The 26,816-nt window shown below is 51.3% G+C and carries 21 protein-coding genes; 19 read left to right on the top strand and 2 right to left on the bottom strand.

What is annotated here, in order from left to right:
- Nucleotides 1–12: 12 nt before the first annotated feature.
- A complete protein-coding gene (gene adiA / locus AAC853_RS08690) occupies nt 13–2,286 on the bottom strand; it encodes an arginine decarboxylase (RefSeq protein WP_340614305.1) in 2,274 nt (757 codons plus the stop codon).
- A gap of 393 nt (nt 2,287–2,679) precedes the next feature.
- On the opposite strand from adiA, the gene AAC853_RS08685 reads away from it, so the two are divergent.
- The 11 genes from AAC853_RS08685 to AAC853_RS08635 all read left to right on the top strand — a co-directional run bounded on the left by AAC853_RS08685 (nt 2,680) and on the right by AAC853_RS08635 (nt 10,778).
- A complete protein-coding gene (locus AAC853_RS08685) occupies nt 2,680–3,012 on the top strand; it encodes a phage holin, lambda family (protein WP_340614304.1) in 333 nt (110 codons plus the stop codon).
- Complete coding sequence (locus AAC853_RS08680) at nt 2,993–3,388, top strand: structural protein (RefSeq protein WP_340614303.1); 396 nt, start codon at nt 2,993–2,995, stop codon at nt 3,386–3,388. Before AAC853_RS08685 ends, AAC853_RS08680 begins: the two co-directional genes overlap by 20 nt.
- 282 nt (nt 3,389–3,670) lie before the next feature.
- Entirely contained in the window at nt 3,671–3,886 is a 216-nt protein-coding gene (gene cspE / locus AAC853_RS08675; protein WP_074021785.1) for a transcription antiterminator/RNA stability regulator CspE, read from the top strand.
- A 694-nt stretch (nt 3,887–4,580) separates the two neighbouring features.
- A complete protein-coding gene (locus AAC853_RS08670; protein ID WP_340614302.1) occupies nt 4,581–6,689 on the top strand; it encodes a condensation domain-containing protein in 2,109 nt (702 codons plus the stop codon).
- Nucleotides 6,587–7,066, top strand: coding sequence for an AMP-binding protein (locus AAC853_RS08665; protein ID WP_340614301.1), 480 nt, complete (start codon nt 6,587–6,589; stop codon nt 7,064–7,066). Before AAC853_RS08670 ends, AAC853_RS08665 begins: the two co-directional genes overlap by 103 nt.
- Nucleotides 7,067–7,177: 111 nt before the next feature.
- Nucleotides 7,178–7,339 (top strand): hypothetical protein, encoded by a 162-nt coding sequence (locus AAC853_RS08660; protein ID WP_340614300.1) that lies wholly within the window; start codon nt 7,178–7,180, stop codon nt 7,337–7,339.
- 103 nt (nt 7,340–7,442) lie between these two features.
- Entirely contained in the window at nt 7,443–9,077 is a 1,635-nt protein-coding gene (locus AAC853_RS08655) for a condensation domain-containing protein (protein WP_340614299.1), read from the top strand.
- On the top strand, nt 9,040–9,363 hold the full coding sequence (locus AAC853_RS08650) for a hypothetical protein (RefSeq protein ID WP_340614298.1): 324 nt from the start codon (nt 9,040–9,042) through the stop codon (nt 9,361–9,363). The genes AAC853_RS08655 and AAC853_RS08650 overlap by 38 nt, the downstream gene beginning before the upstream one ends.
- A 91-nt stretch (nt 9,364–9,454) precedes the next feature.
- Complete coding sequence (locus AAC853_RS08645; protein ID WP_340614438.1) at nt 9,455–9,634, top strand: AMP-binding protein; 180 nt, start codon at nt 9,455–9,457, stop codon at nt 9,632–9,634.
- A gap of 9 nt (nt 9,635–9,643) precedes the next feature.
- Nucleotides 9,644–9,826 (top strand): AMP-binding protein, encoded by a 183-nt coding sequence (locus AAC853_RS08640; RefSeq protein WP_340614297.1) that lies wholly within the window; start codon nt 9,644–9,646, stop codon nt 9,824–9,826.
- Nucleotides 9,827–9,896: 70 nt separating this feature from the next.
- Complete coding sequence (locus AAC853_RS08635) at nt 9,897–10,778, top strand: AMP-binding enzyme (protein ID WP_340614296.1); 882 nt, start codon at nt 9,897–9,899, stop codon at nt 10,776–10,778.
- Here the strand turns inward: AAC853_RS08635 and AAC853_RS17825 are convergent.
- Entirely contained in the window at nt 10,759–11,028 is a 270-nt protein-coding gene (locus AAC853_RS17825) for a hypothetical protein (RefSeq protein WP_422824200.1), read from the bottom strand. The two genes, AAC853_RS08635 and AAC853_RS17825, sit on opposite strands and share 20 nt — an antisense overlap.
- 42 nt (nt 11,029–11,070) lie before the next feature.
- On the opposite strand from AAC853_RS17825, the gene AAC853_RS08625 reads away from it, so the two are divergent.
- The 8 genes from AAC853_RS08625 to AAC853_RS08590 all read left to right on the top strand — a co-directional run bounded on the left by AAC853_RS08625 (nt 11,071) and on the right by AAC853_RS08590 (nt 26,816).
- On the top strand, nt 11,071–11,316 hold the full coding sequence (locus AAC853_RS08625; RefSeq protein ID WP_340614294.1) for a hypothetical protein: 246 nt from the start codon (nt 11,071–11,073) through the stop codon (nt 11,314–11,316).
- A 42-nt stretch (nt 11,317–11,358) separates the two neighbouring features.
- Nucleotides 11,359–11,625 (top strand): hypothetical protein, encoded by a 267-nt coding sequence (locus tag AAC853_RS08620; RefSeq protein WP_340614293.1) that lies wholly within the window; start codon nt 11,359–11,361, stop codon nt 11,623–11,625.
- A gap of 252 nt (nt 11,626–11,877) precedes the next feature.
- Nucleotides 11,878–12,108: a hypothetical protein gene (locus AAC853_RS08615; RefSeq protein ID WP_340614292.1), complete on the top strand. Its 231-nt coding sequence runs from the start codon at nt 11,878–11,880 to the stop codon at nt 12,106–12,108.
- 88 nt (nt 12,109–12,196) lie between these two features.
- Nucleotides 12,197–12,379, top strand: a complete 183-nt coding sequence (locus tag AAC853_RS08610) for a hypothetical protein (RefSeq protein WP_340614291.1) — start codon at nt 12,197–12,199, stop codon at nt 12,377–12,379.
- A 3-nt stretch (nt 12,380–12,382) separates the two neighbouring features.
- Nucleotides 12,383–12,592 (top strand): hypothetical protein, encoded by a 210-nt coding sequence (locus tag AAC853_RS08605; protein ID WP_340614290.1) that lies wholly within the window; start codon nt 12,383–12,385, stop codon nt 12,590–12,592.
- Nucleotides 12,586–13,572 carry an AMP-binding protein gene (locus AAC853_RS08600; RefSeq protein WP_340614289.1) on the top strand — a complete coding sequence of 329 codons (987 nt, stop codon included), beginning with the start codon at nt 12,586–12,588 and terminating at the stop codon, nt 13,570–13,572. Before AAC853_RS08605 ends, AAC853_RS08600 begins: the two co-directional genes overlap by 7 nt.
- Nucleotides 13,454–17,575 carry an amino acid adenylation domain-containing protein gene (locus tag AAC853_RS17970; protein ID WP_340614288.1) on the top strand — a complete coding sequence of 1,374 codons (4,122 nt, stop codon included), beginning with the start codon at nt 13,454–13,456 and terminating at the stop codon, nt 17,573–17,575. The genes AAC853_RS08600 and AAC853_RS17970 overlap by 119 nt, the downstream gene beginning before the upstream one ends.
- Nucleotides 17,493–26,816 (top strand): non-ribosomal peptide synthetase, encoded by a 9,324-nt coding sequence (locus AAC853_RS08590; RefSeq protein ID WP_340614287.1) that lies wholly within the window; start codon nt 17,493–17,495, stop codon nt 26,814–26,816. The genes AAC853_RS17970 and AAC853_RS08590 overlap by 83 nt, the downstream gene beginning before the upstream one ends.

Below are 26,816 nucleotides of genomic sequence, written 5' to 3'. Positions count from 1 at the left end.
ATCTTCCCGTTTTCACTTTTTTATACACATGACGTGATAAATGCCGTTGATAATCTCTGTGCCTTCCGTTTCATGCTCAAAACCAGGAAATTCGTGATCCCATTTTTGTAACGCATGTAAATATCCAATTTGAGAACCAGTTTTATCACCAAAGTTTTCGCCTGAAAGCAGCATGGGAATGCCGGGTGGATATGGGATGATAGAGTTCGCCGCAATACGATGAGGTAAATCGTCCAATGCCACCATTTCCACATTATTGGCCACAATGGCCTGGTAAGCAGCTCGCGGGGTCATTTCCATTTTAGGTAAGCCCGCATACGCCCGATTCAATTTTTCACCCGGATTATTCTTCCGCAAATAATCGAACATTTTATCGCCTAACTCTTTCAACCCTAATTGCTCATATACTTCTGGGTATTGATCTACCAAATCTGGCAAGACCTTATTCAAGGGAGTATTGGCATCATAGTGGTGTTTGAAAGACAACAAGGTGTTAAGCAATGTCCCCCATTTTCCTTTGGTGATCCCCATTGAAAACAGGAACATAATTTGGAAATCCGTAGTACGGGTCGGTACAATACCGTGCTGGCTTAACCATGCGGTAACCAATGCGGCTGGCACGCCCTGTTTTTTCAACTTACCGTTTTCTCCCATGCCTGGAGCCAATATGCTGACTTTAATCGGATCAAGCATACTCCAGTTATCCGGTAAATCTTCAAATCCGTGCCAACTGTCCCCCGGACGCATGGCCCAGCAACTTTGTTCTTTCGCCAGTAATTCCTTGGGCGCATCCTCAAAAGCCATTTTCTTCCCGGTGGCAGGATCGGTCACTTTTTCCTGATTCCAGGGCTTAAAGAACCAGTCCCCCTTCTTATTGAAATCTCGATTTAAACGCGCTAATGCCTGACGAAAATCAATGGCTTCCTCAATGACCTCCTGAGTCAATGAGTAACCGCTATTGCCATCCATCATTGCAACCGCGATATCGTTTGAAGCGCAAATCGCATACAGAGGAGAAGTTGTTGCATGCATCATGTAGGCTTGATTAAACCGTGAAAAATCCACCGGATTGCGTCCGTCCCGTACGTGGATAAAGGAGGCTTGAGAGAGCGCATTCAACAATTTGTGGGATGAATGGGTAGCAAAGACTGTCGGCCCGGCGTGGTTTTTCGGATCGCCGCGCATGGCAAAATGATCATGATAAATCGGGTTAAACCGCGCATAACCATACCATGCTTCATCAAAATGGATTCTATCGACGCTTTTATCCAATAACGCCTGTACATGTTTGGCGTTATAACAGACACCATCATAGGTACAGTTTGTCACTACGCTATAAACGGGTTTCTGGTTCGCTATATCCTGAGTCAGCGGATTTTGTTTCAGTTTTTTCTGTAATGTCTTGGCTTGCATTTCTTGCGGATAGATGGGGCCGATGATGCCATAGTGATTACGGCTCGGCAGCATATAAACGGGTTTGGCGCCGGTCAGTATCAGTCCCTGTTCAATGGATTTATGGCAATTCCGGTCAATGATGACCACATCATCTTCGGTCATACAAGCCTGCATAATCGTGCGATTAGAGCCTGACGTTCCCACCACGACAGAATAAGAATGATCTGCGCCAAATACTCTGGCTGCGTTTCTTTCACTTTCACCAAATGCACCGGAATGATCTAATAGCGAACCCAATGAAGCGCGTTCAATTCCCATATCAGTACGGAAGAGGTTTTCCCCATAATAGTCATGATAAAAGCGGCCAACCGGTGTTTTATTAAATCCGACTCCCCCTTGATGTCCAGGTGCCGCCCAGGAATATTCATAAGTTCGGCTATATTTCATTAACGCTGACATTAAAGGCGGAAATAATTGTTGGCGATAACGCTGCATGGCGGCAATGGCACGACCCGCAATAAAATCCGCAGAATCTTCCAATATCCAGGCAAATTCAGTTAACTGTTCCAGTAATTCATGATTTAGCAAAAATACCGCTTTTTCCCGATCACTCAACAAAAAGACTGGAACATTTTCCTGTCGTTCAAATAATTTATTGAGTAGTTTCTGTATTTGAAAATATAAATCATCATCTATGAGTGCGCAGCTTATCATTACACAATCGAACGGTTCATTGGCTGAAATTATTGTATAGCTATCATCAAAAGACTCAGCAATAACAACAGCCACGTCTTTTTCAATTAATTTATCAGCCAACCTATGCACAGCATTTTCCACATAGTGACTATGATATCTTGTACCCACTTCGTTTTCTGCTATCAATACTTTCATGACATGATTCCTTACTCTATCTCTACTTGAACTGACAGGATAAATTCAGAGTTATTTAGCAATGACCATCGAATAATTGATACGATCAAGAAAATTTAACGATGCTAAATATGTCACAGTAAAAGTTATCAACAATATAATTGTATAAATAAACTATTTGTTAAAATATAATTTTATTATTAAAAATCACACTGATTAATATAGTGTCTATTTGAATTTGTGCAATCCATTTGTTTTTGTCCATCTCTCAAACTTGGCGTTTATGGATTTAGTCAGAGCCAGAGCACAATAGCGTAACCCTGTGGATTTTCTTTACCCGCGTTACCATGGAAAGGTACGGGATATCATTAAGTCAATGCTAATGATGCCCATCACTAAATTATGGGGACAATAATGAAAGAACATCCTGACTTATGGGCCGATTTATTAAACGGTCTAAGAAACGCTTGGCCACAAATTTCTGGCTCTATTTTGGCCATCATGATTTGTTATGGCCGACTTATTTATGATGGTGTAGAGCGAAAAAATCGCTGGGTTGAGCCGCTATTATGTGGAGCGCTATCGTGGGGATTTTCCAGTGGACTGGAACTATTTGGTATTCCCAACAGTATTTCACCTGCACTCGGTGGTACTGTTGGTTTTATTGGCGTAGAGAAAATACGGGAGTTTGCTATTCGTACCATCAATAAACGCTTAGGAGATCACAATGACAAGAGGAATTCGTAACCACAACCCCGGCAATATCCGTCATGGTGACAAATGGCAGGGTTTACGTGATATCCAGACAGACAAATCATTTTGCCAATTTGTGGCGCCGGAATATGGTATACGGGCAATGCTAAAAATTCTGCGCAACTACGAACGCAAATACGGAGACAATACTATTCGCCAGTTTATTTCCCGCTGGGCGCCACCAAATGAAAATGACACTGAGAGCTATATCGCTTATGTATGTCAATCAGTTGGCATAGCCAGCAGTGCGGTGGTCGATGTAGAAAATGTCGCCATGATAAGCCGACTGGTTAAAGCTGTCATTCAAATGGAGAACGGCCAACAGCCTTATTCCGATGAGATCATTAAGCAAGCATTTGAATTGTTATGAGTTCTTAATCACCGCCTACAGGCGGTGATTTTATCCCCCGTCATCCGCAATTTTAGCGACCAGGTAGCAAAAATATAACTTGCTTAATATTCGGGATCATGCGTTAATAGCCAGGTCGGTTTGAAAGACAGACCTCATACAAAGCAGTTTATTAAAGCAGTTCTCATCCTCAGGCGTTATCCCAGATATCCCCTTCTTTTTGAGTTTCTCCATTAAGCGCTAAGTAGTTTCTGTAAAACAAGCCATATTCACCTAACAAGGCTCAATCAAAGGAAATATCACATGTCTAATAAAATGACTGGTTTAGTAAAATGGTTTAATGCGGATAAAGGTTTTGGTTTTATCTCCCCTACCGATGGCAGCAAAGACGTGTTCGTACACTTCTCCGCTATTCAGAGTAACGACTACCGCACTCTGTTCGAAGGCCAGAAGGTCGAGTTCTCCATCGAGAACGGTGCTAAAGGCCCAGCAGCAGTAAACGTTGTGCCTACAGCGTAAAATCTTCCCTGAATCCCTTCCTCTGCGACAACGAAGACGGCCTCTGGCTTGAGTTAGCAGAGTGACGGGATGTCAGAATATTTTCAGTTGCCGGTATGGATAAAGCCGGGCCGGTTTCTGAAACATCCCTCTTTGACTTCATTATCAATAAAACTTAAGCGTTCTATCCGTTGAAAGCTTAATCTTAATTTCCTGAACTACTAAAATCTCCTGCTCCCACAGTGTTCCCGTGCCAGTTAATCCTCCTTCTAACGAAGAGATATTTATGCCAATCCAATTTCAAATTGCAGCTTGTGATTGTTTATATCTCCCCGCTACGCGGAGATATAAGACGCATCTTGAAAGACGATTGGTATATGTCAGAAATGCCCGCCATAGATTATGTAAGAACAAAACATTATATAGCGGTTTTTAAGAACTTAATTCTTAAGAGCCAGTATGTGATAGCCTCCTAGAGCGCCATGAGTGTTCTGTTAAGCCCCGCCCAAAAAAGCTCCACACAAGTACACCATCAGAATTTTTAAAAACCACTATCAAAAATAGATGGTCTAAGTCCCTTTTATAACTGAAATTTAAAAAATAAAGTACCTACTCATAAAGAGTTAGTTCTTCATCTCCAGTGTGGAGTAATGCCACACAAATCATTTTTAATTCATCAACCAAGCTAACCAGTCTTGCGAGCAGGAGTTAAGCAATGCCTATGTCATGCAATAATATTAACAACGAGAACCAACTTTCATTAGAGAATGCTTCTGCATCTCCCTCTTACAAATTCCCACTCAGTTCTCCCCAGCAAGTTGTCTGGCTCGACCAGCTCTTCCGTCCTCATAGCACCTGCTATAACTTGGGTTCAGTGATTCTGGTTGAAGGAAAGTTGGATGACGCGCTGTTAGTACGCGCTGTTGAAACCGTTGTTTATCGTCATGATGCATTGCGTTTACGACTCATTAAAACGCAGGAATTACCGCTGCAAGCGCTTACTAATACCTTGCCTGTATCCGTGACAATCCACGATTTCTCAGATCATGAAAACGCCGAAGAGCAGGCTAAACAATATATCCGTACTGCCTTCATGCGACCGTTCGATTTAAACAGTGAACTATGGCGTTTTGCCCTGTTACGGGTGAGTGATCATCGTTGGTACTGGCATTTCTGCTGTCATCATCTCATCGGAGATGGGAACACGTTAGGGCTTATTCCCGAAGAAATAGCCAACACGTATACCAGGTTAAGCAGGGAAGAAGAATTTACTGAAACGGCGCCCTCTTATCTTGACTTTATTAATGAGGATCATGCCTATTTAAACTCACCGCGCTATCGACAAGACCAGCAATTCTGGTCAGAGCGTTATAAAAACTTACCGCCTGCTTTAATTCAACCTTCAAATTTAGAGAAAACAACAGATAACGAACATGCCGAACCGCTAATTTGTCCACTGGATAAAACGCTCTTCCAGCGAATCGAAGAAACTGTCGCTGCACACGGATTATCTGTCCTGCATTTTATGTATGCCGCGCTGGCCTGCTATTTTTCACGCACGGCTTACTCACTGACAAACCATCCCGAAGATGAAGATATTGTTATTGGTATTCCCGTACATAACCGTAAAAACAACAAACAAAAACGCACGGTAGGGATGTTTTCGTCGGTGATCCCGGTCGGTATCACGGTTTCGCCCCATGATACTTTCCTTGATGTGATGGGGAAAACGGCAACAGAATTGCGTCGTTGCTACAAACATCAGCGTTTGCCACTCTCGGAAATCAATCGGCTTATACAAATCCAGCAGCAGACCGGACGTACCCAGTTATTCGATATCATGCTGTCATTTGAGTGGATAGATGTGAACGCCGATATACCCGACGCCACACTCAAATACTGCCAAGTACAACGTGGTGCACCATTCCCGCTTGTTATCGCTGTCCACCAATATGCATTTGCTAACAGTGAAGATGCCCAGAAACCGGTCACACTTGAGTTTAATTTTTCCCCCAATTACCTGAGTCGTGCTGAAGTGACAGCACTCCACTCCCGTCTTATGGTGTTAATTGAAGCCGCCCTGACGTCCCCGCAAACCCCGATCCGACGCTTACCTCTATTACCGCCAGAAGAGCAACAATTGCTGGCAGATTTCAATGCCACACAGATGGATTTCCCGCCAGAGACCTTAATCCATCCCCCGTTTGAAGCACTGGCCGCGCAACAACCCAATGCGCCCGCTGTGGTATTTGAAGAACAAACGATAAGTTATGGCGAACTGAACCGGCGCGCTAATCAGTTGGCCCATTATTTGATTGCGCGGGGCGTCCGTCCAGACAAGCGCGTGGCGATTTGTGTTGAGCGCAGTCTGGATATGGTAGTCGGCTTACTGGCTATCCTTAAAGCTGGCGGCGCCTATGTCCCGCTCGATCCGGCCTACCCGACTGAACGGCTAACCTATATGCTCAACGATGCGGCACCTGTGGTTCTGCTGACCCAGGGCACGTTAGCTAACACCCTGAACAGTACAGACACCAGTTATCTCACCCTGCTGCTTGATGCGCCGGCAATGTCTCTCGCAGAACAACCGACTGACAATCCTGACACGCAGAATATGGGGCTGACACCCCACCATCTGGCCTATGTTATCTACACGTCTGGCTCCACCGGATTACCCAAGGGCGTAGAAATGCCGCTGGCCGCCTTGTCAAACTTACTGCAATGGCATCGGCACGCCCTTCACACCCCGCTGGCACGGGCAAAACCCTGCAATTTGCCGCGCTGGGATTTGATGTCGCTTTTCAGGAAATCTTTACCACCCTGAGTGAAGGCGGCTGTCTGGTTCTGGTTAATGAAACCCAACGGCGGGCGCCGCAACAGCTCCTCCGGCTGATTCAGCAACAACAGATTGACTGCGTTTTTCTGCCCTATATTGCGCTCCAGCATCTGGCTGAAGCCGCCAGTGACAGTGAAGAGGATTTTTCCTGCCTGGCGCATATCATCACCGCCGGCGAGCAATTGCGTATTACGCCGGCCATTGCGCGTTTCCTGCAACGGGCTGATTGCCGGTTACATAATCACTATGGCCCGACAGAAAGCCACGTTGTCACAGCATATTCATTGGATAAGGCAATGGCACCATGGCCAACACTGCCCCCCATCGGTCGCCCGATTGCCAACAACCCAAATTTATATCCTTGATGGCAGCGGCCAGCCCATACCTTTGGGCGTGACCGGAGAAATCCATATCGCCGGCGCTGGGGTGAGCCCGTGGTTATCGAAACCGGCCTGAACTGACCGCTGAGCGTTTCCTTGCCCGACCCGTTTTCCCCAAATCCCAATGACCGCATGTACAAAACCGGCGACCTCGGCCGCTGGCTGCCCGATGGTAATATTGAATACCTCGGCCGCAATGATTTTCAGATCAAGCTGCGAGGTTTCCGCATTGAACTGGGGAAATCGAAGCCAGACTGAGCCAATGTGACGGGGTACGCGAAGCGGTGGTGATTGCGCGCGAAGATGACGCTCGGCCAGAAACGGCTGGTGGCCTATCTGCGGCCGCAGGAAGGAATTGAACTTGCTGCCAACTGAACTGCGCCAGCAACTTGCCCAATACCTTGCTGACTATATGTTACCCAGTGCCTTTGTTACGTTGGACACTTTTCCATTGACGCCCAATGGCAAACTCGACCGTCACGCTCTGCCTGCGCCTGATTTATCAGCAATCGTCGCTCGCAGCTATGAAGCGCCCATCGGTGAAATAGAAACCGCTCTGGCCCAAATTTGGCAAGAGTTGTTGAGCCTGGAACAAGTCGGTCGTCACGATCATTTCTTCGAGCTCGGTGGTCATTCCCTGCTGGCTACCCAATTAGTGGCACGGGTTCGCCAATTATTAGCGCGCGAGTTGCCGTTACAGCAACTTTTCGAGCAACCGGTTTTAATGCAATTGGCTCAAACGCTCACAAGCGCTTCGACAATGGCACAGATCGTGATCCCGGTCGCTGACCGCAGCCAGCCATTGCCCCTGTCCTTTGCTCAACAAAGGCTCTGGTTCCTCGGTCAACTCGATCCGGCAGCCAGCCTGGCTTACCATATTCCTGTAGCATTGCGCCTGACTGGGCCGCTTAATCGCCCAGCCTTAACTTGTGCATTCAACCAATTAATCGCCCGCCATGAAAGTTTGCGTACCCGCTTTACGCTGGTTGCCGGCCAACCTTGCCAGCACATCGATTCGGCGGATATCGGTTTTACCCTGACTTATCAGGATCTGCGTTCATTACCCGCTGAAGCACAGAGCAATTGTATTGCGGAATTAACGGCACTCGATGCTCAAACGCCTTTTGACTTTACCCAAGGCCCGCTACTACGGGGTCATTTACTGCAACTGACCGATGAAGAGCATATATTGCTATTTACCCAGCATCATATTATCACTGATGGCTGGTCCGTCGGTGTGCTGATGCATGAGCTCAATGTGCTTTATCGCGCTATCCTTGATGGTCAAGACGCACCCTTACCGCCCCTGCCGATCCAGTATGCCGACTATGCCGTCTGGCAGCGTCACTGGTTGCAAGAGGAAGAGGCGGCGTTCACGGCACAACGTGATTTCTGGTGCACCCAGCTTGAAGACGCACCGGCCTTACTAATGCTCCCAACCGACCGGCCACGTCCGGCAGTACAATCCTTTGTTGGCAGCCAAGTGCCTGTGCACGTTGATGCAGGCTTATTGGACTCACTGAAAAAACTGGGACAACGCCATCACACCACCTTGTTTATGACGGTGCTCAGTGCCTGGAGTCTGGTACTGGCCCGGCTTAGTGGTCAGGATGATATCGTTATCGGCACCCCTGTCGCTAACCGTCCGCACCATGAATTGGAAGGGTTAATCGGTTTCTTCGTTAATACACTGGCTTTACGCATTACCTTCAATGATGATCTCAGTGTGGCCGATCTGCTGGCCCAAGTTCGGGAGCGGGCGCTGGCCGCCTATGCCCATCAAGATTTGCCCTTTGAGCAGGTGGTGGAAGCGCTCCAGCCCGAACGCAATCTTAGCTACAGCCCAATATTTCAGGTGATGCTGGCCTTAAATAACACCCCCGCCCAGTCGTTGGCATTGCCGAGATCCAATGTACGCCAATTGAACAAATGCACCCCAGCGCTCACTTTGATTGACCTTGTCACTGACCGAAACCGAAGCCGGTTTGATTGGTGAGCTGGAATATGCCAGCGATTTATTCGATGCCGCCACGGTTGAGCGGATAGCTGGTTATTTCAACAATGTGCTGGCCGCCATGGTGGCAGATGACGCCCAACTCATTGCCACGTTGCCGATGCTGCCCGCATCAGAACGGCAACAACTGCTGGTGGATTTTAATGCCACTCAGACCGATTTCCCGCAAGACGCGCTGATCCACCAATTGTTTGAAGCGCAAGCCGCACAGTATCCCGATACGCTTGCAGTGATCTATGAAGACCAGACATCAGCTATGGTGAATTAAACTACCGTGCCAATCAATTAGCCCATTATCTGATTACGCAAGGGGTGTGCCGGATGATCGGGTAGCCCTTTGTGTTGAGCGCAGTCTGGACATGGTGGTGGGCTTACTGGGTATTCTTAAGGCCGGTGGCGCTTATGTGCCGCTCGATCCGGCTTATCCGGCCGAACGGCTGGCTCTATATGCTTGGAGATGCTCAGCGCCCGTGGCTTTACTGACCCAAACAAGTTGGCTCGATACAGTTTACTACCCTACCCACCGTCTTGCTGGATAACCCTGAACCGTGCCTGTCAACTCAACCTACCACAATCCAGATGCGCAGGCACTGGGTTTGGCATCACATCATCTGGCCTATGTCATTTACACCTCTGGCTCGACCGGTCAACCTAAAGGCGTAATGATCGAACACCTTAGCCTGTGCAATTTCCGCCACCCAACAACATGTGCTGGCACTGACCCCAGATAGTCGCGTCTTACAGTTCGCTTCAAACAGTTTCGATTTGCCTGTATTTGGAATCTTTATGCTTTAATGGCAGGTGGTACGGTCTCATCCTGTTCGAGCCGATCTGCTGACGCGGAGTCCTACTATCAGCTACTCAACCGAGCAGGCTATCAGCCTGTTCTCTTGTGCACCCACTGCGTTAGCCGCGATGGATTCCCTACCCGATACCCTGCAAACCTTGCTGGTGCTTGAGCCGGAGAGGCGTGTCCGTCAACCCTGGTTGAAACGCTGGTCACCTGGGCGGCAAATGCTTAATGCCTATGGGCCAACGGAAATCACGGTCTGTGCCACACTCTACCCTGTGTTTCCTCCACAGAGGATAATCCGCCACCGATTGGCCGCCCAATCGCTAATACCCGGATTTATATTCTGGATGCACACGGCCAACCCGTTCCGCGCGGTGCGGCGGGGAAATTTATATCGCCGGTGTCGGGTTGCCCGTGGTTATCTGAATCGCCCTGAACTCACCGCTGAACGCTTCCTCGCTGATCCGTTCTCTGCCACCCCGAATGCCCGGATGTACAAGACTGGTGACCTCGGCCGCTGGTTGCCCGATGGCAATATCGAATACCTCGGCCGCAATGATTTTCAGGTCAAATTGCGAGGCTTCCGTATTGAGTTGGGGGAAATCGAAACTAAACTCACGCAATGTGGCGGGGTACGTGAGGCGGTAGTCATTGCTCGCGAAGATGAAACAAATCAGAAACGACTTATCGCCTATCTGCTGCCAAAGGAAGGAGCTGAATTGGTGCCCGCTGAATTGCGTCAGCAACTCGCCCAACACCTTGCTGACCATATGCTACCCAGTGCCTTTGTCACACTGGACGCCTTTCCTCTAACGTCAAACGGAAAACTAGACCGTCAGGCCTTGCCTGCCCCCGATTTATCGGCAGTCGTTACCCGCAATGGGATATGAAGCGCCACATTGGTGAGACAGAAATCGCTCTGGCGCAAATTTGGCAAAAACTATTGGGATTGAAACAAGCAGCCGCCATGACCATTTCTTTGAACTCGGCGGCCATTCGCTGATGATTGTCAGCCTGATCGAAGAGCTGCGCAATCTGGGCTGGCAACTCCATGTTCGCAGTGTGTTCGCTGCCCCACCATCCTGACGATATGGCACAGGCAATATCCAGCGTGATATCAAATCCTTTCGTGCCACCCAATCTAAAGCATCCCTGAAAGATTGTACGGCCATCACGCCTGATATGCTGCCACTGGTTTCACTGTCCCAAATTGAGATTGATGCCATCGTTGCTAACCAACTCCTCGGCGGGGTCAGCAATGTACAGGATATTTATCCACTGGCACCGTTACAGGAAGGGATCCTGTTCCATCATCTGCGCCAAACACAAGGTGATGCTTATCTGCTACAAAGCCTGCTTGCCTTTGAAACTCGCGAACGTCTTGACACCTTTTCTGGCCGCTTTGCAGCACAGTTATTGACGCCATGATATCCTGCGCACCGCAATTTATTGGCAAGGACTGGATAAGCCGTGCAGGTGGTCTGGCGTCAGGCACCGCCTGTATCGATGAACAACCCGATGACACGGACGATAACGTCCAGTCACAGTTACTGGCTCACACCGATCCACGTCAGCATCGTATTCAATTTGAACCAGGCGCCCCTCTTTGCTGCCGATATCGCCCATGATCCGGCACAGGATGAATGGTTGCTGGCGCTGCGCTTCCATCATCTGGTCAGTGACCATATGACACTTGAGCTGATTTTTGCCGAAATTGCCCAAATACAAGCAGGGTAAGCTGAAACATTGCCACCGCTGCCCTACCGCAACTTTATCGCCCAAACTTTAAGTGTGCCAGGGCAGAGCATGAAGCTTATTTCCGTACCAACTGGCGGATATTGACGAACCCACTGCCCCCTTTGGCATACTCAAATGCAAACGATAACCGCAGATCATCGAACATCCGCTATCGCTTGACCGGCTCTGGCAAAGCATTCCGCGACTCAAGCGCGTCGTCTGGGATGTCAGTCCTGCCAGTGTGTCTGTTCCATGTGGCCTGGGCACGCAAGTGCTGGCTCACTGACCAGCGGCCGCGATGATGTGGTTATTGGCTCCGTACTATCAGGCCGTCTGCAAGGGGTGCAGGGGCTTCCCGAAATACTGGGGATGTTTATCAATACCCTGCCCCTGCGTTCCCTGGATCGATACACGTGTACAAGACATTGTGCAGGAACCTATCACAATTTGACCACTTGCTGGAACATGAACAAGCTCCATTAGCACTGGCCAACAGCAGTGGCGTGGCGCAACCATGCCGCTGTTCAGTACCTTGCTGAATTACCGTCATAGCCAGACGTAACGCCGCTAGATGCCAATTGAAATGCTGGAAGGCATACGGGTGCGCCCCGTTTCGGCTGAAGAACAGACTAACTATCCTATTACCCTGTCAGTCGATGACTTTGGGGATGATTTCCAACTGACCGCACAGACCGTCACGGATATTGATCCGAACGTATCAATACCTATCTGGCCACAGCTATCAGCGGTTTGATCGATGCCTTGGTTCATCACCCGCAACAAGCGCTTCGGGCTATCCCTATCTTACCGGCAAGCAGAACGGCAACAAGTGCTGGTAACTTCAACGCCACTCAAGCCGATTTCCCGCAAAATGCAGTTTATCCACCACCTGTTTGAAACCCAGGCTGCCCATCATCCCGACACGATTGCCGTCGTCTTTGTTTGGCAGAACGCTGAGCTATGGTGAACTTAAACGCCGTGCCAATCAGCTTAGCCCATTACCTGATTGCATTGGGGGTACGTCCAGATGATCGGGTTGCCCTCTGTGTCGAACGCAGTCTGGAAATGGTGATTGGCTTACTGGCTATTCTTAAGGCCGGTGGCGCCTATGTCCCACTCAACCCAGACTACCCGACTGAACGGCTGGCCTATATGCTCAATGATGCCGCACCGGTGGTGTTATTGACCCTGAAAACCCAACTCAACAAGCTGTCCAATACCGTACCGACGGTCTTACTTGATCCTTTATTTGACCGTAAGCAGCCGATATGGGCCACCCAGCCAACGAATAATCCTGACGCACTGGCATTGGGGCTGACATCCCGTCATCTGGCCTATGTGATTTACACGTCAGGTTCAACCGGACAACCCAAAGGCGTGATGGTTGAGCACCGCAATGTCGTTAGCCTTATCATCAATAATGGCTTTGCCGATATAGGACCTGACGACTGTATTGCCCATTGCGCCAATGTCTCATTTGATGCCGCCACCTGGGAGGTGTGGGCGGGCCTGGTTCATGGGGCACGTATTCTGCTCATCCCGGAAAAAACCTTGCTGCAACCGACCCTTTTTGGCCAGCGTCTGTCAACGGAAGGGGTCAGTGCCCTCTTTCTGACTACCGCCCTGTTTAACCAATATGCAAACTTGATTGGGCCGGCCTTATCCGGCTTACGGTATGTCCTGTTTGGCGGGGAACAGGCGGATATTCGTCCGGCCATTCAGGTCAGAACTGAGCATTCCCTCCCAAACATTTACTGCATGTGTATGGACCAACGGAAACTACCACATTTGCCACTAACCTATGAAATTCCCGTTATTGATGATCAAGATGTTGATAGTAAGCTTCCCGATCGGCCACCCGATTGCCAATACCCAGATTTATATTCTGGATACGCAAGGACAACCGGTTCCTGTCGGTGTAGCGGGGGAAATCTATATCGCCGGTGACGGCGTCGCCCGCGGTTATTTGAATCGTCCTGAACTGACCGCCGAACGCTTCCTGACCGATCCATTCTCTTCACAACCCGATGCCCGCATGTACAAAACCGGTGACCTCGGTCGCTGGTTGCCCGATGGCAATATCGAATACCTCGGCCGCAATGATTTTCAGGTCAAACTGCGTGGCTTCCGTATCGAGTTGGGCGAAATCGAAGCCAGACTGACCAATGTGACGGCGTGCGTGAAGCGGTGGTGCTTGTCCCGCGAAGATGAACCCGGACAAAAGCGACTGGTGGCCTACCTGCTACCACAAGAAGGGATTGAACTGGTTCCGGCTGAGTTGCGACAACAACTCGCCCAGCATCTGGCTGACTATATGTTACCCAGTGCCTTTGTCACGCTGGATGCTTTCCCGCTCACCCCCAACGGCAAGCTGGATCGTCAGGCTCTGCCGGCACCGGATTTATCCGCGGTGGTCACGCGCCGCTATGAAGCTCCCGTGGGTGAAACAGAAATCATCCTGGCCGAGATTTGGCAAGATCTGCTCGGACTGGAACATGTCGGCCGTTACGATCATTTCTTCGAACTCGGTGGCCATTCCCTGCTTGCCATCCAATTGGCAGCCCGCATTCGTCAACAATTGGCACGCGAGTTGCCGTTGCAGCAACTCTTTGACCAACCGCTTTTGCGCGATCTGGCTCACTCGCTGGCTGATGCGTCAACCACCACACAGGCCACCATCCCTGTCGCTGACCGTCACCAACCACTGCCCTTGTCCTTTGCTCAACAACGTTTATGGTTCCTCGCTCAGCTCGATCCGGCGGCTAGCCTGGCCTACCATATCCCGATGGCGTTGCGCCTGACCGGACAACTTAATCGCCCAGCCTTAACCCGTGCCCTTGACCTTCTGGTCGCCCGCCATGAAAGCCTGCGTACCCGCTTTGTGCTGGTTTCCGGCCAGCCTTGCCAGCAAATCGATCCGGCTGATAGGGGTTTTGCCCTGTCTTACCACGACTTACGCACATTAACGCCAGATGCCCATAGCAACCATATTGCGGAATTAACGACACTCGAAGCACAGACGCCGTTTGACCTGACTCAAGGCCCGCTGCTGCGGGGGCATTTGCTGCAACTGACTGATGATGAGCATATCTTGTTGCTTACCCAACATCATATTATCTCGGATGGCTGGTCTATCGGTGTGTTACTGCATGAACTCCGCACCCTTTATCGCGCCGCCTTCAGTAACCAGGTTGATCCTTTATCCCCCCTGCCGATCCAGTATGCTGACTATGCGGTCTGGCAGCGTGACAGACTGCAAGAAGCGGCGTTCACGGCACAACGTGATTTCTGGTGCTCCCAGCTTGCCGGCGCACCGGCCTTATTAACGCTGCCGACCGACCGGCCACGTCCAGCAGTACAAACCTATGCGGGCAACCGCGTGCCTGTGCACGTTGATGCAGATTTATTGGCTTCACTGAAAGTGCTTGGACAACGTCACAACACCACGTTGTTTATGACGCTGTTCAGTGCCTGGAGTCTCGTTCTGGCTCGGCTGAGTGGACAGGCGGATATTGTTATCGGCACGCCAGTTGCTAACCGTCCACACCATGAACTGGAAGGATTAATCGGGTTTTTTGTTAATACGCTGGCTTTACGCATTACTTTTCAGGATGGTTTCCGTGTGGCCGATCTGCTGGCCCAAGTGAGGGAGCAAACTTTAGCGGCTTACGCCCATCAGGATCTGCCCTTTGAACAAGTGGTGGAAGTCCTCCAGCCGGAACGCAGCTTGAGTTACAGCCCGCTCTTTCAGGTGATGCTGGCCTTAAACAACACCCCAGCCCAGGAGTTGACCCTACCGGGGCTGCAACTAACGACACTTGATCAAGAACATCGCAGTGCTCATTTTGACTTAACCTTATCACTGACCGAAACCGAAGCTGGCCTGATCGGTGAGCTGGAATATGCCACCGATTTATTCGACACTGCCACCGTTGAGCGGATAGTCGGTTATTTCAACAATGTGCTGGCTGCAATAGTGGCGGATGACACCCAACTTATTGCCACGTTGCCGCTGCTGCCCGTCTCAGAACGGCAACAACTGCTGGTGGATTTTAATGCCACTCAGGCCGATTTCCCGCAAGAGGCGTTGATCCACTCGCTATTTGAAGCCCAAGTCGCACAGCATCCCGACCGCATTGCGATCGTCTATGAAGACCAAACCCTGAGCTACGGTGAGTTAAATCATCGCGCTAATCAGTTGGCTCATTACTTGATGAGTGTCGGCGTGCGGCCGGATGATCAGGTGGCGATTTGTGCTGAACGCAGTCTGGACGCCATCGTGGGCTTGCTGGGTATCCTTAAGGCCGGTGGCGCCTATGTGCCACTCGATCCGGCTTATCCCACCGAACGGCTGGCTTCTATGCTGGACGATGCCGCCCCGGTGGTGTTACTCACCCAGACCGCACAATACGATAGATTGCGTGACAGCGTCACTGCAACGGTGCCTATCATCGTGCTTGATGCGCAGGAAACGTTATTCGAGGCACAACCGATTCACAACCCGCAAGCCCAGACACTGGGGCTAACATCACGCCATCTGGCTTATGTGATTTACACCTCCGGCTCGACGGGGCAACCTAAAGGCGTGATGGTCGAGCACCGCAGTGTCAACCGGCTGGTTATCAACAGCGCGTATGCAGATATCGGCGCCAATCGCGACTGTGTGGCCCATTGTGCCAATATCGCTTTTGATGCCTCGACCTGGGAAATCTGGTCTGCCCTGCTCAACGGGGCACGCCTGCATGTCGTTCCGCAATCCGTTCTGCTCGATCCAGGACGTTTCTGCGAGACACTGATCAAAGGACAAATCACCGCCCTCTGGTTAACGGTGGGCTTGTTCAACGAATATCTCGATAGCCTTAAGCCCCTGTTTGGACAATTACGTTACCTGCTTACCGGTGGCGATGTGCTTGAGCCGAGGAAGATACAACAGGTACAATTGGCTGGGTCCCAACCCGCCCACCTGATAAATGGGTATGGTCCAACAGAAACCACGACCTTTGCTACCACCTACGAGATTACGTCTCCCATTGATGTTACTCGTTCTATTCCTGTCGGCCGCCCGATTGCCAATACCCGAATTTATATTCTGGATGCACATGGCCAGCCCGTTCCTGTCGGTGTGACCGGAGAAATTTATATTGGCGGTATTGGTGTTGCCCGTGGCTATCTGAATCGCCCTGCACTGACCAACGAGCGTTTTCTAGTTGATCCGTTCACGCAGGAACCGGACGCCCGGATGTACAAGACCGGCGATCTTGCCCGCTGGCTGCCCGATGGCAATATTGAATACCTCGGCCGCAATGACTTTCAGGTCAAGTTGCGGGGCTTCCGCATTGAACTGGGCGAAATAGAACTCCAGCTCAGACAATGTCACGGTGTACGCGAAGCCGTAGTATTGGCTCGTGAAGATGAGCCGGATCAGAAGCGTCTGGTGGCCTATTTGCTGCCCCAAACGGGTATCGAACTGGTGCCTGCTGATCTGCGTCATCAACTTAGCCAATATCTCACTGACTATATGTTACCCAGTGCCTTTGTGATATTGGATGCTTTTCCCCTCACCCCTAACGGTAAACTCGACCGTCAGGCCCTGCCAGCTCCCGATTTATCGGCGGTAGTGGCCCGCAACTACGCAGCGCCCATCGGTGAGAGGGAAATCGCTCTGGCGCAGATTTGGCAAAAACTCCTGGGGTTGAAACAAATCAGCCGCCATGACCATTTCTTTGAACTCGGCGGCCATTCGCTGATGATTGTCAGCCTGATTGAGGAGCTGCGCAATCTGGGCTGGCAACTCGAGGTGCGCAGTGTGTTCGCCTCACCTGTCCTTGCCGCTATGGCGCAGGCTATCCAGCAGGGGGGCAGCACCTTTGTCGTGCCCCCTAATCTCATCGCTGAAGATGGCACAACCATTACCCCCGCTATGCTGCCTGGTTTCCCTGTCCCAGATTGAAATTGATGCCATCGTTAATACTGTTCCGGGTGGCGGTGCCAATGTGCAGGATATCTATCCCCTCGCGCCGTTACAGGAAGGGATTTTGTTCCATCATCTGCTACAAACACAGGGGGATAATTATCTGCTGCAAAGCGTGCTCGCGTTCGATACCCGTGAGCGCCTCAATGCCTTTTTAGCGGCGCTACAATTGGTTATCGACCGCCATGATATTCTGCGTACCGCCGTTTGCTGGCGAGAACTGGCACAACCGGTGCAAGTGGTCTGGCGTCAGGCTCCGCTTAAGGTTAACACCTTCACCCCCACTACAACGGGTGACGTTGTCACCCAACTCAAGCGTCATACCGATCCACGCCAGCACCGTATCAATTTAAATCAGGCGCCTCTGTTTGCCGCCGATATCGCCCCAAATCCGGCACAGGATGAATGGCTGCTGGCACTCCGCTTCCATCATCTGGTCAGTGACCATCTGACTCTGGAGCTGATTTTTGCGGAAATCGCGCTTATCTTGCAGGGCAAGACGGAGAGGCTGCCAGCGGTACTGCCTTACCGCAATTTTATCGCCCAAATTCTGGCTACCCCGACCGCTGACCATGAGGCTTATTTCCGCACCCAACTGGAGGATATTGATGAACCCACGGCACCTTTTGGGCTGCTCAAGGTGCATCCTGACAACAACCGCATAACTGAGGCTCGTCTCCCTATCACCCCTGATCTGGCCAAAGCCATTCGCACGCAGGCGCGTCGTTTAGGCGTCAGCCCCAGTGTGCTGTTTCACGTAGCATGGGCACAAGTGCTGGCACAGACCAGTGGCCACGATGACGTGGTGTTTGGCTCCGTGCTATCGGGACGTCTGCAAGGTGGTGCCGGGGCGAACCAAATACTGGGCATGTTTATTAACACCCTGCCCCTGCGCATCTCGCTGGATGGACACACGGTACAAGACATCGTGCAGGATACCTATCACAATCTGACCGCCTTGCTGGAGCATGAACAAGCCCCATTAGTGCTGGCACAACAGTGCAGTGGTGTGGAGCAACCCATGCCGCTGTTCAGTACCTTACTGAATTATCGTCATAGCGCTTTAAATGCAACAGAAGAGGTTGATGCCACTTGGACAGGCATACGTATTTTGTCCGCAGAAGAGAGCACTAACTATCCTATCTCCTTATCAGTCGATGATTTAGGGGACGATTTCCTACTCACTACCTTGACCATAACCGAAATTACGCCAGAACGCATCAACGCCTATCTGGCGACAGCTATCCGCGGTTTGGTCGATGCCTTGGTTCACAACCCGCAACAAGCAATACGGGATATCGCCATCTTACCGGCGGCGGAGCGGCAACAACTGTTGGTGGACTTCAATGCCACTCAAATGGATTTACCACAAGAGGTGTTTATCCACCTGCTGTTTGAAGCGCAGGCCGCACAATGTCCCGACGCGATCGCTGTCGTCTATCAAGACCAGACGCTGAGCTATGGTGAATTAAACCGCCGTGCCAATCAGTTAGCCCATCACCTGATTGGGCTGGGGGTACGTCCCGATGATCGGGTTGCCATTTGTGTCGAACGCAGCCCGGAAATGGTGATTGGCCTGCTGGCTGTCCTTAAGGCGGGAGGGGCTTATGTCCCGCTTTCCCCCACTTATCCGCCCGAACGGCTGGCCTATGTGCTGGATGATGCGACACCAGTGGTATTACTGACCCAGACGTCACTACTTGACAAGCTAGGCAACCGCCTGCCGCTTGTGTTACTTGATGATCTGGTTTTCGACAAGGGTATGGAAGATAACCCTGATCCACAAACGCTAGGGCTGGCTCCACATCATCTGGCCTATGTGATTTATACCTCTGGCTCAACGGGTCAACCCAAAGGCGTCATGGTTGAACACGCCGGGTTCAGAAATTACCTGCAATGGGGGCTGAGTTATTATGTTACGACCAGACCGACCGACAGTATCGTGTCATCCCCGTTTGCGTTTGATGCCACCGTCTCCAGCCTTTATTTACCCCTGCTGTGTGGCGGCAAACTACACCTTATCCGTGAAGGTCAGACGCTGACTGAATTGGTGCCCGCATTGTTATCCCCCTCAATGGCACCCACCACTCTGGTTAATGTCACCCCAACCCATTTCGCGGCAATAGGTAAGGGATTACTGACAGAAAAACGGACGTGTCCTGCCCGTTGCTTCATCGTCGGCGGGGAGGCACTTCCTCAATCCGTCGTCACACTTTGGCGTGATCTGTCACCGGGATCACGCATTATCAACGAATATGGCCCCACTGAAACGGTGGTGGGTTGCATCACGTTTGATACCCGTCATCAGGCAAGTATTGTTGACAACATTCCCATCGGAAAACCGATCGCCAATACCCAGATTTATATCCTGGATGCCCAGGGACAGCCAGTGCCTCTTGGGGTGAACGGTGAGATTTACATTGGCGGTGCGGGTGTGTCCCGCGGTTACTTCAACCGGCCGGAACTGACGGCAGAACGTTTTATTCCCGATCCTTTTTCAACCGCGCCAAATGCCCGCCTGTACAAGACCGGTGACCTCGGTCGTTGGCTGCCCGATGGCAATATCGAATACCTTGGCCGCAATGATTTTCAGGTCAAGATACGTGGTTTCCGCATTGAACTGGGCGAAATTGAAAACCGGCTGGTTGACTGTGAAGGCGTCAGGGAAGCGGTAGTGATCGCCCGCGAAGAGGAAAACGGCGATAAGCGTCTGGTGGCTTACCTTATTCCACAACCGGACGTCACACTCAACCCCACTGAACTGCGCGAACAATTGAGTGCCAGTTTAATGGAATACATGCTCCCCAGCGCCTTTGTCACGCTGGCGTCTTTCCCTCTGACTCCCAATGGCAAACTGGATCGCAAGGCCCTGCCAGCACCGGATTTATCGGCAGTGGTAGCGCAAGATTATGTCGCTCCGGTGGGCGAAATAGAAATCACCTTAGCCCAGATTTGGCAAGCATTGTTAGGCTTAGAACGCGTGGGGCGTCATGATCATTTCTTTGAACTTGGCGGCCATTCCCTGCTTGCTATCCAACTCGTCACACAGATACACCAAAAGTTAGCCCGGGATTTGTCACTACAGCAACTTTTTGACCAACCCGTTTTGATGCATTTAGCACAAACGCTCACTGGTGCTTCGGCAATGGCGCAGATCGTGATCCCCGTTGTTGATCGCAGCCAGCCGTTGCCCCTGTCCTTTGCTCAACAAAGGCTCTGGTTCCTCGGCCAACTCGATCCGGCGGCCAGCCTGGCTTATCATATTCCTGTGGCATTGCGCCTGACAGGGGCGCTTCATCGTTCGGCCTTAACCGGTGCATTCAACCAATTAATCACCCGCCATGAAAACTTGCGTACCCGCTTTGTGCTGGTTGACGGCCAACCTTGCCAGCACATTGATCCGGCGGATATTGGCTTCACCCTGCCTTACCAAGATCTGCGCCTATTGGCACCGCAAGCACAAGATAGTCGCATTGCGGAATTAACGGCACTCGAAGCACAGACGCCTTTTGACTTCACCCAAGAACAGCTGATCCGCGGTCACTTGCTGCAATTGGCAGACGAAGAACATGTCTTGTTGCTCACGCAGCATCATATTATTTCTGATGGCTGGTCCATTGGTGTGCTGATCCATGAACTCAGTGTTTTTTACCGTGCCATCCTTGATGGTCAAGATACGCCTTTACCGCCACTGCCCATTCAGTATGCTGATTATACCGTCTGGCAACGTCATTGGCTGCAAGAGGGCGCACTCACGACACAACGTGATTTCTGGTGCACCCAACTGGCAGGAACGCCTGCCTTACTGACGCTCCCGACCGACCGGCCACGCCCGGCAGTACAATCCTTTGTTGGCAGCCGAGTTCCTGTATACGTTAATGCCGATTTATTGGACTCACTGAAAAAACTGGGACTACGCCATCACTCAACGTTGTTTATGACGGTGCTCAGTGCCTGGAGCCTCGTGCTAGCCCGGCTCAGTGGTCAAGATGATATCGTGATCGGCACACCGGTTGCTAATCGTCCGCACCATGAGTTTGAAGGGCTAATCGGTTTCTTCGTTAATACGCTGGCTTTACGCATCACCTTCAATGATGATCTCAGTGTGGCCGATCTGCTTGCCCAAGTTCGGGAGCGGGCGCTGGCCGCTTATGCCCATCAAGATTTGCCCTTTGAGCAGGTAGTTGAAGCGCTACAACCCGAACGCAATCTCAGCTATAGCCCGATTTTTCAGGTGATGTTGGCCTTAAATAACACCCCTGCCCAGTCGCTGGCATTTCCTGATGTCCAATGCGCGCCAATTGAACAAATGCACCCCAGCGCTCACTTTGATTTGACCTTGTCATTGACCGAAACCGAAACTGGTCTGATTGGTGAGCTGGAATATGTCACCGATTTATTCGACACCGTAACTGTTGAACGCATAGCCGGTTATTTCAACAATGTGCTGACCGCCATGGTGGCAGATGAAACACAACGGATTGCCACGTTGCCAATGCTGCCCGCATCAGAACGGCAACAATTGCTGGTGGGCTTCAATGCCACTCAGGTGGACTTCCCACAAGACGCGTTGATCCACCAGCAATTTGAAGCGCAGGCAGCACGGTGTCCTCAAGCGAACGCCGTTGTTTTTGGGGAACAAACGATCAGCTATGGTGAGTTAAACCGCCGTGCCAATCAGTTAGCCCATTACCTGATTGCGCTGGGCGTGCGTCCGGATGATCGAATCGCCATCTGTGTCGAACGCAGTTTGGAGATGGTGGTGGGATTACTGGGTATTCTTAAGGCAGGGGCAGCTTATGTGCCGCTCGATCCGGCCTATCCGGCCGAACGGCTGGCCTATATGTTGGATGATGCTTCTCCCGTGGCGTTGCTTACCCAAGTGTCGTTAGTTGGGACACTCAGCAGCGACCTGCCTACCGTGCTGCTTGACACCGTCTCTCTCGATACCTGCGCAATCAGTGATCCTGATGCCTGTGCACTGGGGTTAACTCCACACCATCTGGCCTATGTTATCTACACCTCTGGCTCCACGGGTCAGCCCAAAGGCGTGATGGTTGAGCACCGTGGGCTGTACAACCTCACTCAGGCACAAATTGAGGCATTCCATATCACAGCCAATACCCGTCTATTGCAATTTGCTTCTTTCAGCTTTGATGCCTGTATCTCTGAAATTGCTACTACACTGTGCCAAGGAGCCTGTCTTGTCCTGGCATCCCGTGAAGCGCTATTACCCGGTGAAGCGCTGATGAATACCTTGAAAACTCAGGCGATCACGCATGTCACCCTACCACCCGTGGCCGCCAGTGCCTTAACGCCGGATGCTGGATTACCCAACCTGACCACTCTGGTGCTGGCCGGTGAGGCTTGCTCATCGTCGTTGATCAAGCGTTGGGCAACAGAGCAGCGGATCATTATCAATGCTTATGGGCCGACGGAATCCACTGTTTGTGCAACTCTCACCCCATGTGATCCCCAGGATGAAAGAGTCCCACCGATAGGCCGGCCTATCGCGAATACACAAATTTATATTCTGGATACACAAGGTCAACCCGTTCCGCTTGGTGTGACGGGCGAAATTTATATTGGCGGGTTGGGTATTGCCCGCGGTTATCTGAATCGCCCTGAACTCACCGTTGAACGCTTCCTGGCCGATCCGTTCTCTTCACAGCCCGATGCCCGCATGTACAAAACTGGCGATCTCGGCCGTTGGCTGCCCGATGGTAATATCGAATACCTCGGCCGCAATGATTTTCAGGTCAAGTTGCGCGGCTTCCGTATCGAACTGGGGGAAATCGAGGCTCGGCTCATGCAGTGTCACGGTGTGCGTGAGGCGGTAGTGCTAGCCCGCGAAGATGAACCCGGCCAGAAACGGTTGGTTGCTTATCTGCGGCCGCTGGAGGGAATTGAACCCGTCCCCACTGAACTACGCCAGCAACTCGCTCAATACCTCGCTGACTATATGCTACCCAGCGCCTTTGTCATTTTAGAGACTTTCCCGCTCACCCCTAACGGTAAACTCGACCGTCAAGCCCTGCCTGCTCCTGATTTATCGGCGGTTGCCACTCGCAGCTACGAAACTCCTATAGGTGAGACAGAAATCGCCTTAGCCCAAATTTGGCAAAAACTTCTGGGGTTGAAACAGGTCAGCCGCCATGACCATTTCTTTGAACTTGGCGGCCATTCGCTGATGATTGTCAGTCTGATCGAAGAGCTGCGCAAGCTGGGCTGGCAACTTGATGTTCGCAGTGTTTTTGTTGCTCCGATCCTCGTTGATATGGCACAAGCTATCCAGCGAGAGGCCAGCATATTTGTCGTACCACCCAATCATATCCCCAAAGATTGTACGGCTATCACGCCCGATATGCTGCCTTTAATCACGCTCTCCCAAGTTGAGATTGATACCCTCGTTGAGCAGATCCCCAGCGGCGCAGGCAATGTACAGGATATCTATCCACTGGCGCCGTTACAGGAAGGCATCCTGTTCCACCATCTGCTACAAACCCAGGGGGATAATTATCTGCAACAAAGCTTACTCGCTTTCAATACCCGTGATCGTCTCGACAGCTTCCTGAAAGCCTTACAGCAAGTTATTAACCGCCATGATATCCTGCGCACGGCAATTTATTGGCAAGGACTGGAACAGCCAGTGCAGGTGGTCTGGCGCCAGGCACAACTGACTATCCGTGAATTCCCCGCTGCCACGACGGACGATATTCCAGCACAATTACTGGCTCACACCGATCCCCGCCAGCACCGCATCAATTTGAACCAGGCGCCCCTCTTTGCCACCGATATCGCCCATGATCCGGCACAAGATGAATGGTTACTGGCGCTGCGCTTCCATCATCTGGTCAGTGACCATCTGACACTGGAGCTGATTTTTGCGGAAATTGCGCTTATCTTGCAGGCAAAGACAGAGAAGTTGCCACCGATATCGCCTTACCGCAACTTTATCGCCCAAACCTTGAATACGCCAACCGCCGAGCATGAAGCTTATTTCCGCGCCCAACTGGCGGATATTGACGAACCCACTGCGCCGTTTGGGGTACTGAATGTCAAAATTGGCAACGACCTTGTCACTAAAGCGCATCTCGCTATCGCACCGGATCTGGCTAAAGCCATTCGTACGCAGGCGCGTCGTTTCGGTGTCAGCCCCAGTGTGTTGTTCCATATTGCGTGGGCACAGGTGCTGGCACAGACCAGCGGCCACGATGACGTGGTGTTTGGTTCCGTGCTGCTGGGTCGGTTGCAAGGCGGTGCGGGAGCGGATCAAATACTGGGGATGTTTATCAATACCCTGCCCTTGCGTATTTCTCTGGACGGGCGCACGGTACAAGACATTGTGCAGGAAACTTATCACAACCTGACCGCCTTGCTGGAGCATGAGCAAGCCCCATTAGTGTTGGCACAACAGTGCAGTGGCGTGGAGCAACCCATGCCGCTGTTTAGCACCTTACTGAATTATCGTCACAGCTTTTCGAATGGAACGGAAGCAGGGGAAACCGAGGCGGCTGAGAACACTTGGGCAGGTATACGTGTTTTGTCGGCAGAAGAGCGGACTAATTATCCTATCTCCTTATCAATCGATGATTTAGGGGAGGATTTCCAATTAACGGCTCTAACCATCACTGAAATTGCACCAGAACAAATCAACGCTTATCTGGCGACGGCTATCAGCGGCTTGATAAATGCCCTGATTCACAATCCGCAACAAGCGATCCGGGATATTTCCATCTTACCGGCAGCAGAGCAGCAACAAATGCTGACCGATTTCAACGCCACCCAAGTTGATTTCCCACAAGCAACGTTGATTCACCAACTCATTGAGGCACAGGCCGCACAGCATCCTGATGCTCTTGCTGTCATCTACGAAGACCAGACACTGAGTTATGGTGAATTAAACCATCGCGCCAATCAGTTGGCCCATTATCTGATTGCGCTGGGCGTGCGGCCGGATGATCGGGTCGCCCTCTGTACTGAGCGCAGTTTGGAGATGGTGGTTGGCTTACTGGCTGTCCTCAAAGCCGGCGGCGCTTATGTGCCACTCGATCCCGCTTATCCGGCTGAACGGTTGGTCTATATGCTGGAAGATGCCGCCCCCGTGGCTTTATTGACCCAATCAGGGCTGGCCCAGTCAGAATGGCTCGCTCAGATTGATACCTTGCCAACCCTCTTGCTGGATGACCATGAACCGCGCCTGGCACTACAATCCGCTGATAATCCAGATGCACAAACACTGGGTTTGGCATCACACCATCTGGCTTATGTTATTTATACTTCTGGTTCAACCGGGCAACCGAAAGGGGTGATGATTGAACACCAAAGCCTGTGCAATTTGATAGCCACCCAGCAACATACCCTGTCACTCACCACCGACAGTCGCGTCTTACAGTTTGCCTCAAACAGCTTCGATGCCAGTGTCTGGGAATGTTGTATGGCTTTAATGGCGGGTGCTCGTCTCTATCTGGCCAAACGAACCCATTTGTTGCCGGGAGCCATACTGTCCAGTTACTTAACAGACCAGGCCATCAGCCATGTTCTCTTGTCACCGACTGCGTTGGCTGCAATGGATTCCCTGCCCGATACCTTGCAAACCCTACTGGTAGGGGGAGAGGCTTGTCCGCCAACCCTGGTCAAACGCTGGTCACCCGGGCGGCAAATGCTTAATGCCTATGGGCCAACGGAAACCACGATCTGTGCCACACTCTACCCTTGTACCTCTTCCGATGAGAGTGCAACAGATAATCCGCCACCGATTGGCCGCCCGATCGCCAATACCCGAATTTATATTCTGGATCCACACGGCCAGCCCGTTCCTCGTGGTGTGGCAGGGGAAATTTATATTGCCGGTGCCGGTGTGGCGCGCGGTTATCTGAACCGACCTGAACTCACCGCCGAGCGCTTCCTGCCCGATCCGTTCTCTTCGCAACCCGATGCCCGCATGTACAAAACTGGCGACCTCGGCCGCTGGCTGCCGGATGGCAATATTGAATACCTTGGCCGTAATGATTTTCAGGTCAAGCTGCGTGGCTTCCGTATCGAACTGGGGGAAATCGAAACCCGACTCAGCCAATGTGATGGTGTGCGCGAAGCAATTGTGTTGGCGCGCGAAGATGAACCCGGCCAGAAACGGCTGGTCGCTTACCTGTTACCGCAGGAAGGGGTTGAATTAGCACCCGGCGGAGCTGCGCCAGCAACTCACCCAACATCTTGCTGA

Source organism: Xenorhabdus thailandensis, from assembly GCF_037996785.1.
Lineage (GTDB): Bacteria > Pseudomonadota > Gammaproteobacteria > Enterobacterales > Enterobacteriaceae > Xenorhabdus > Xenorhabdus griffiniae.
This window is presented reverse-complemented; position numbering and strand designations above follow the sequence as displayed.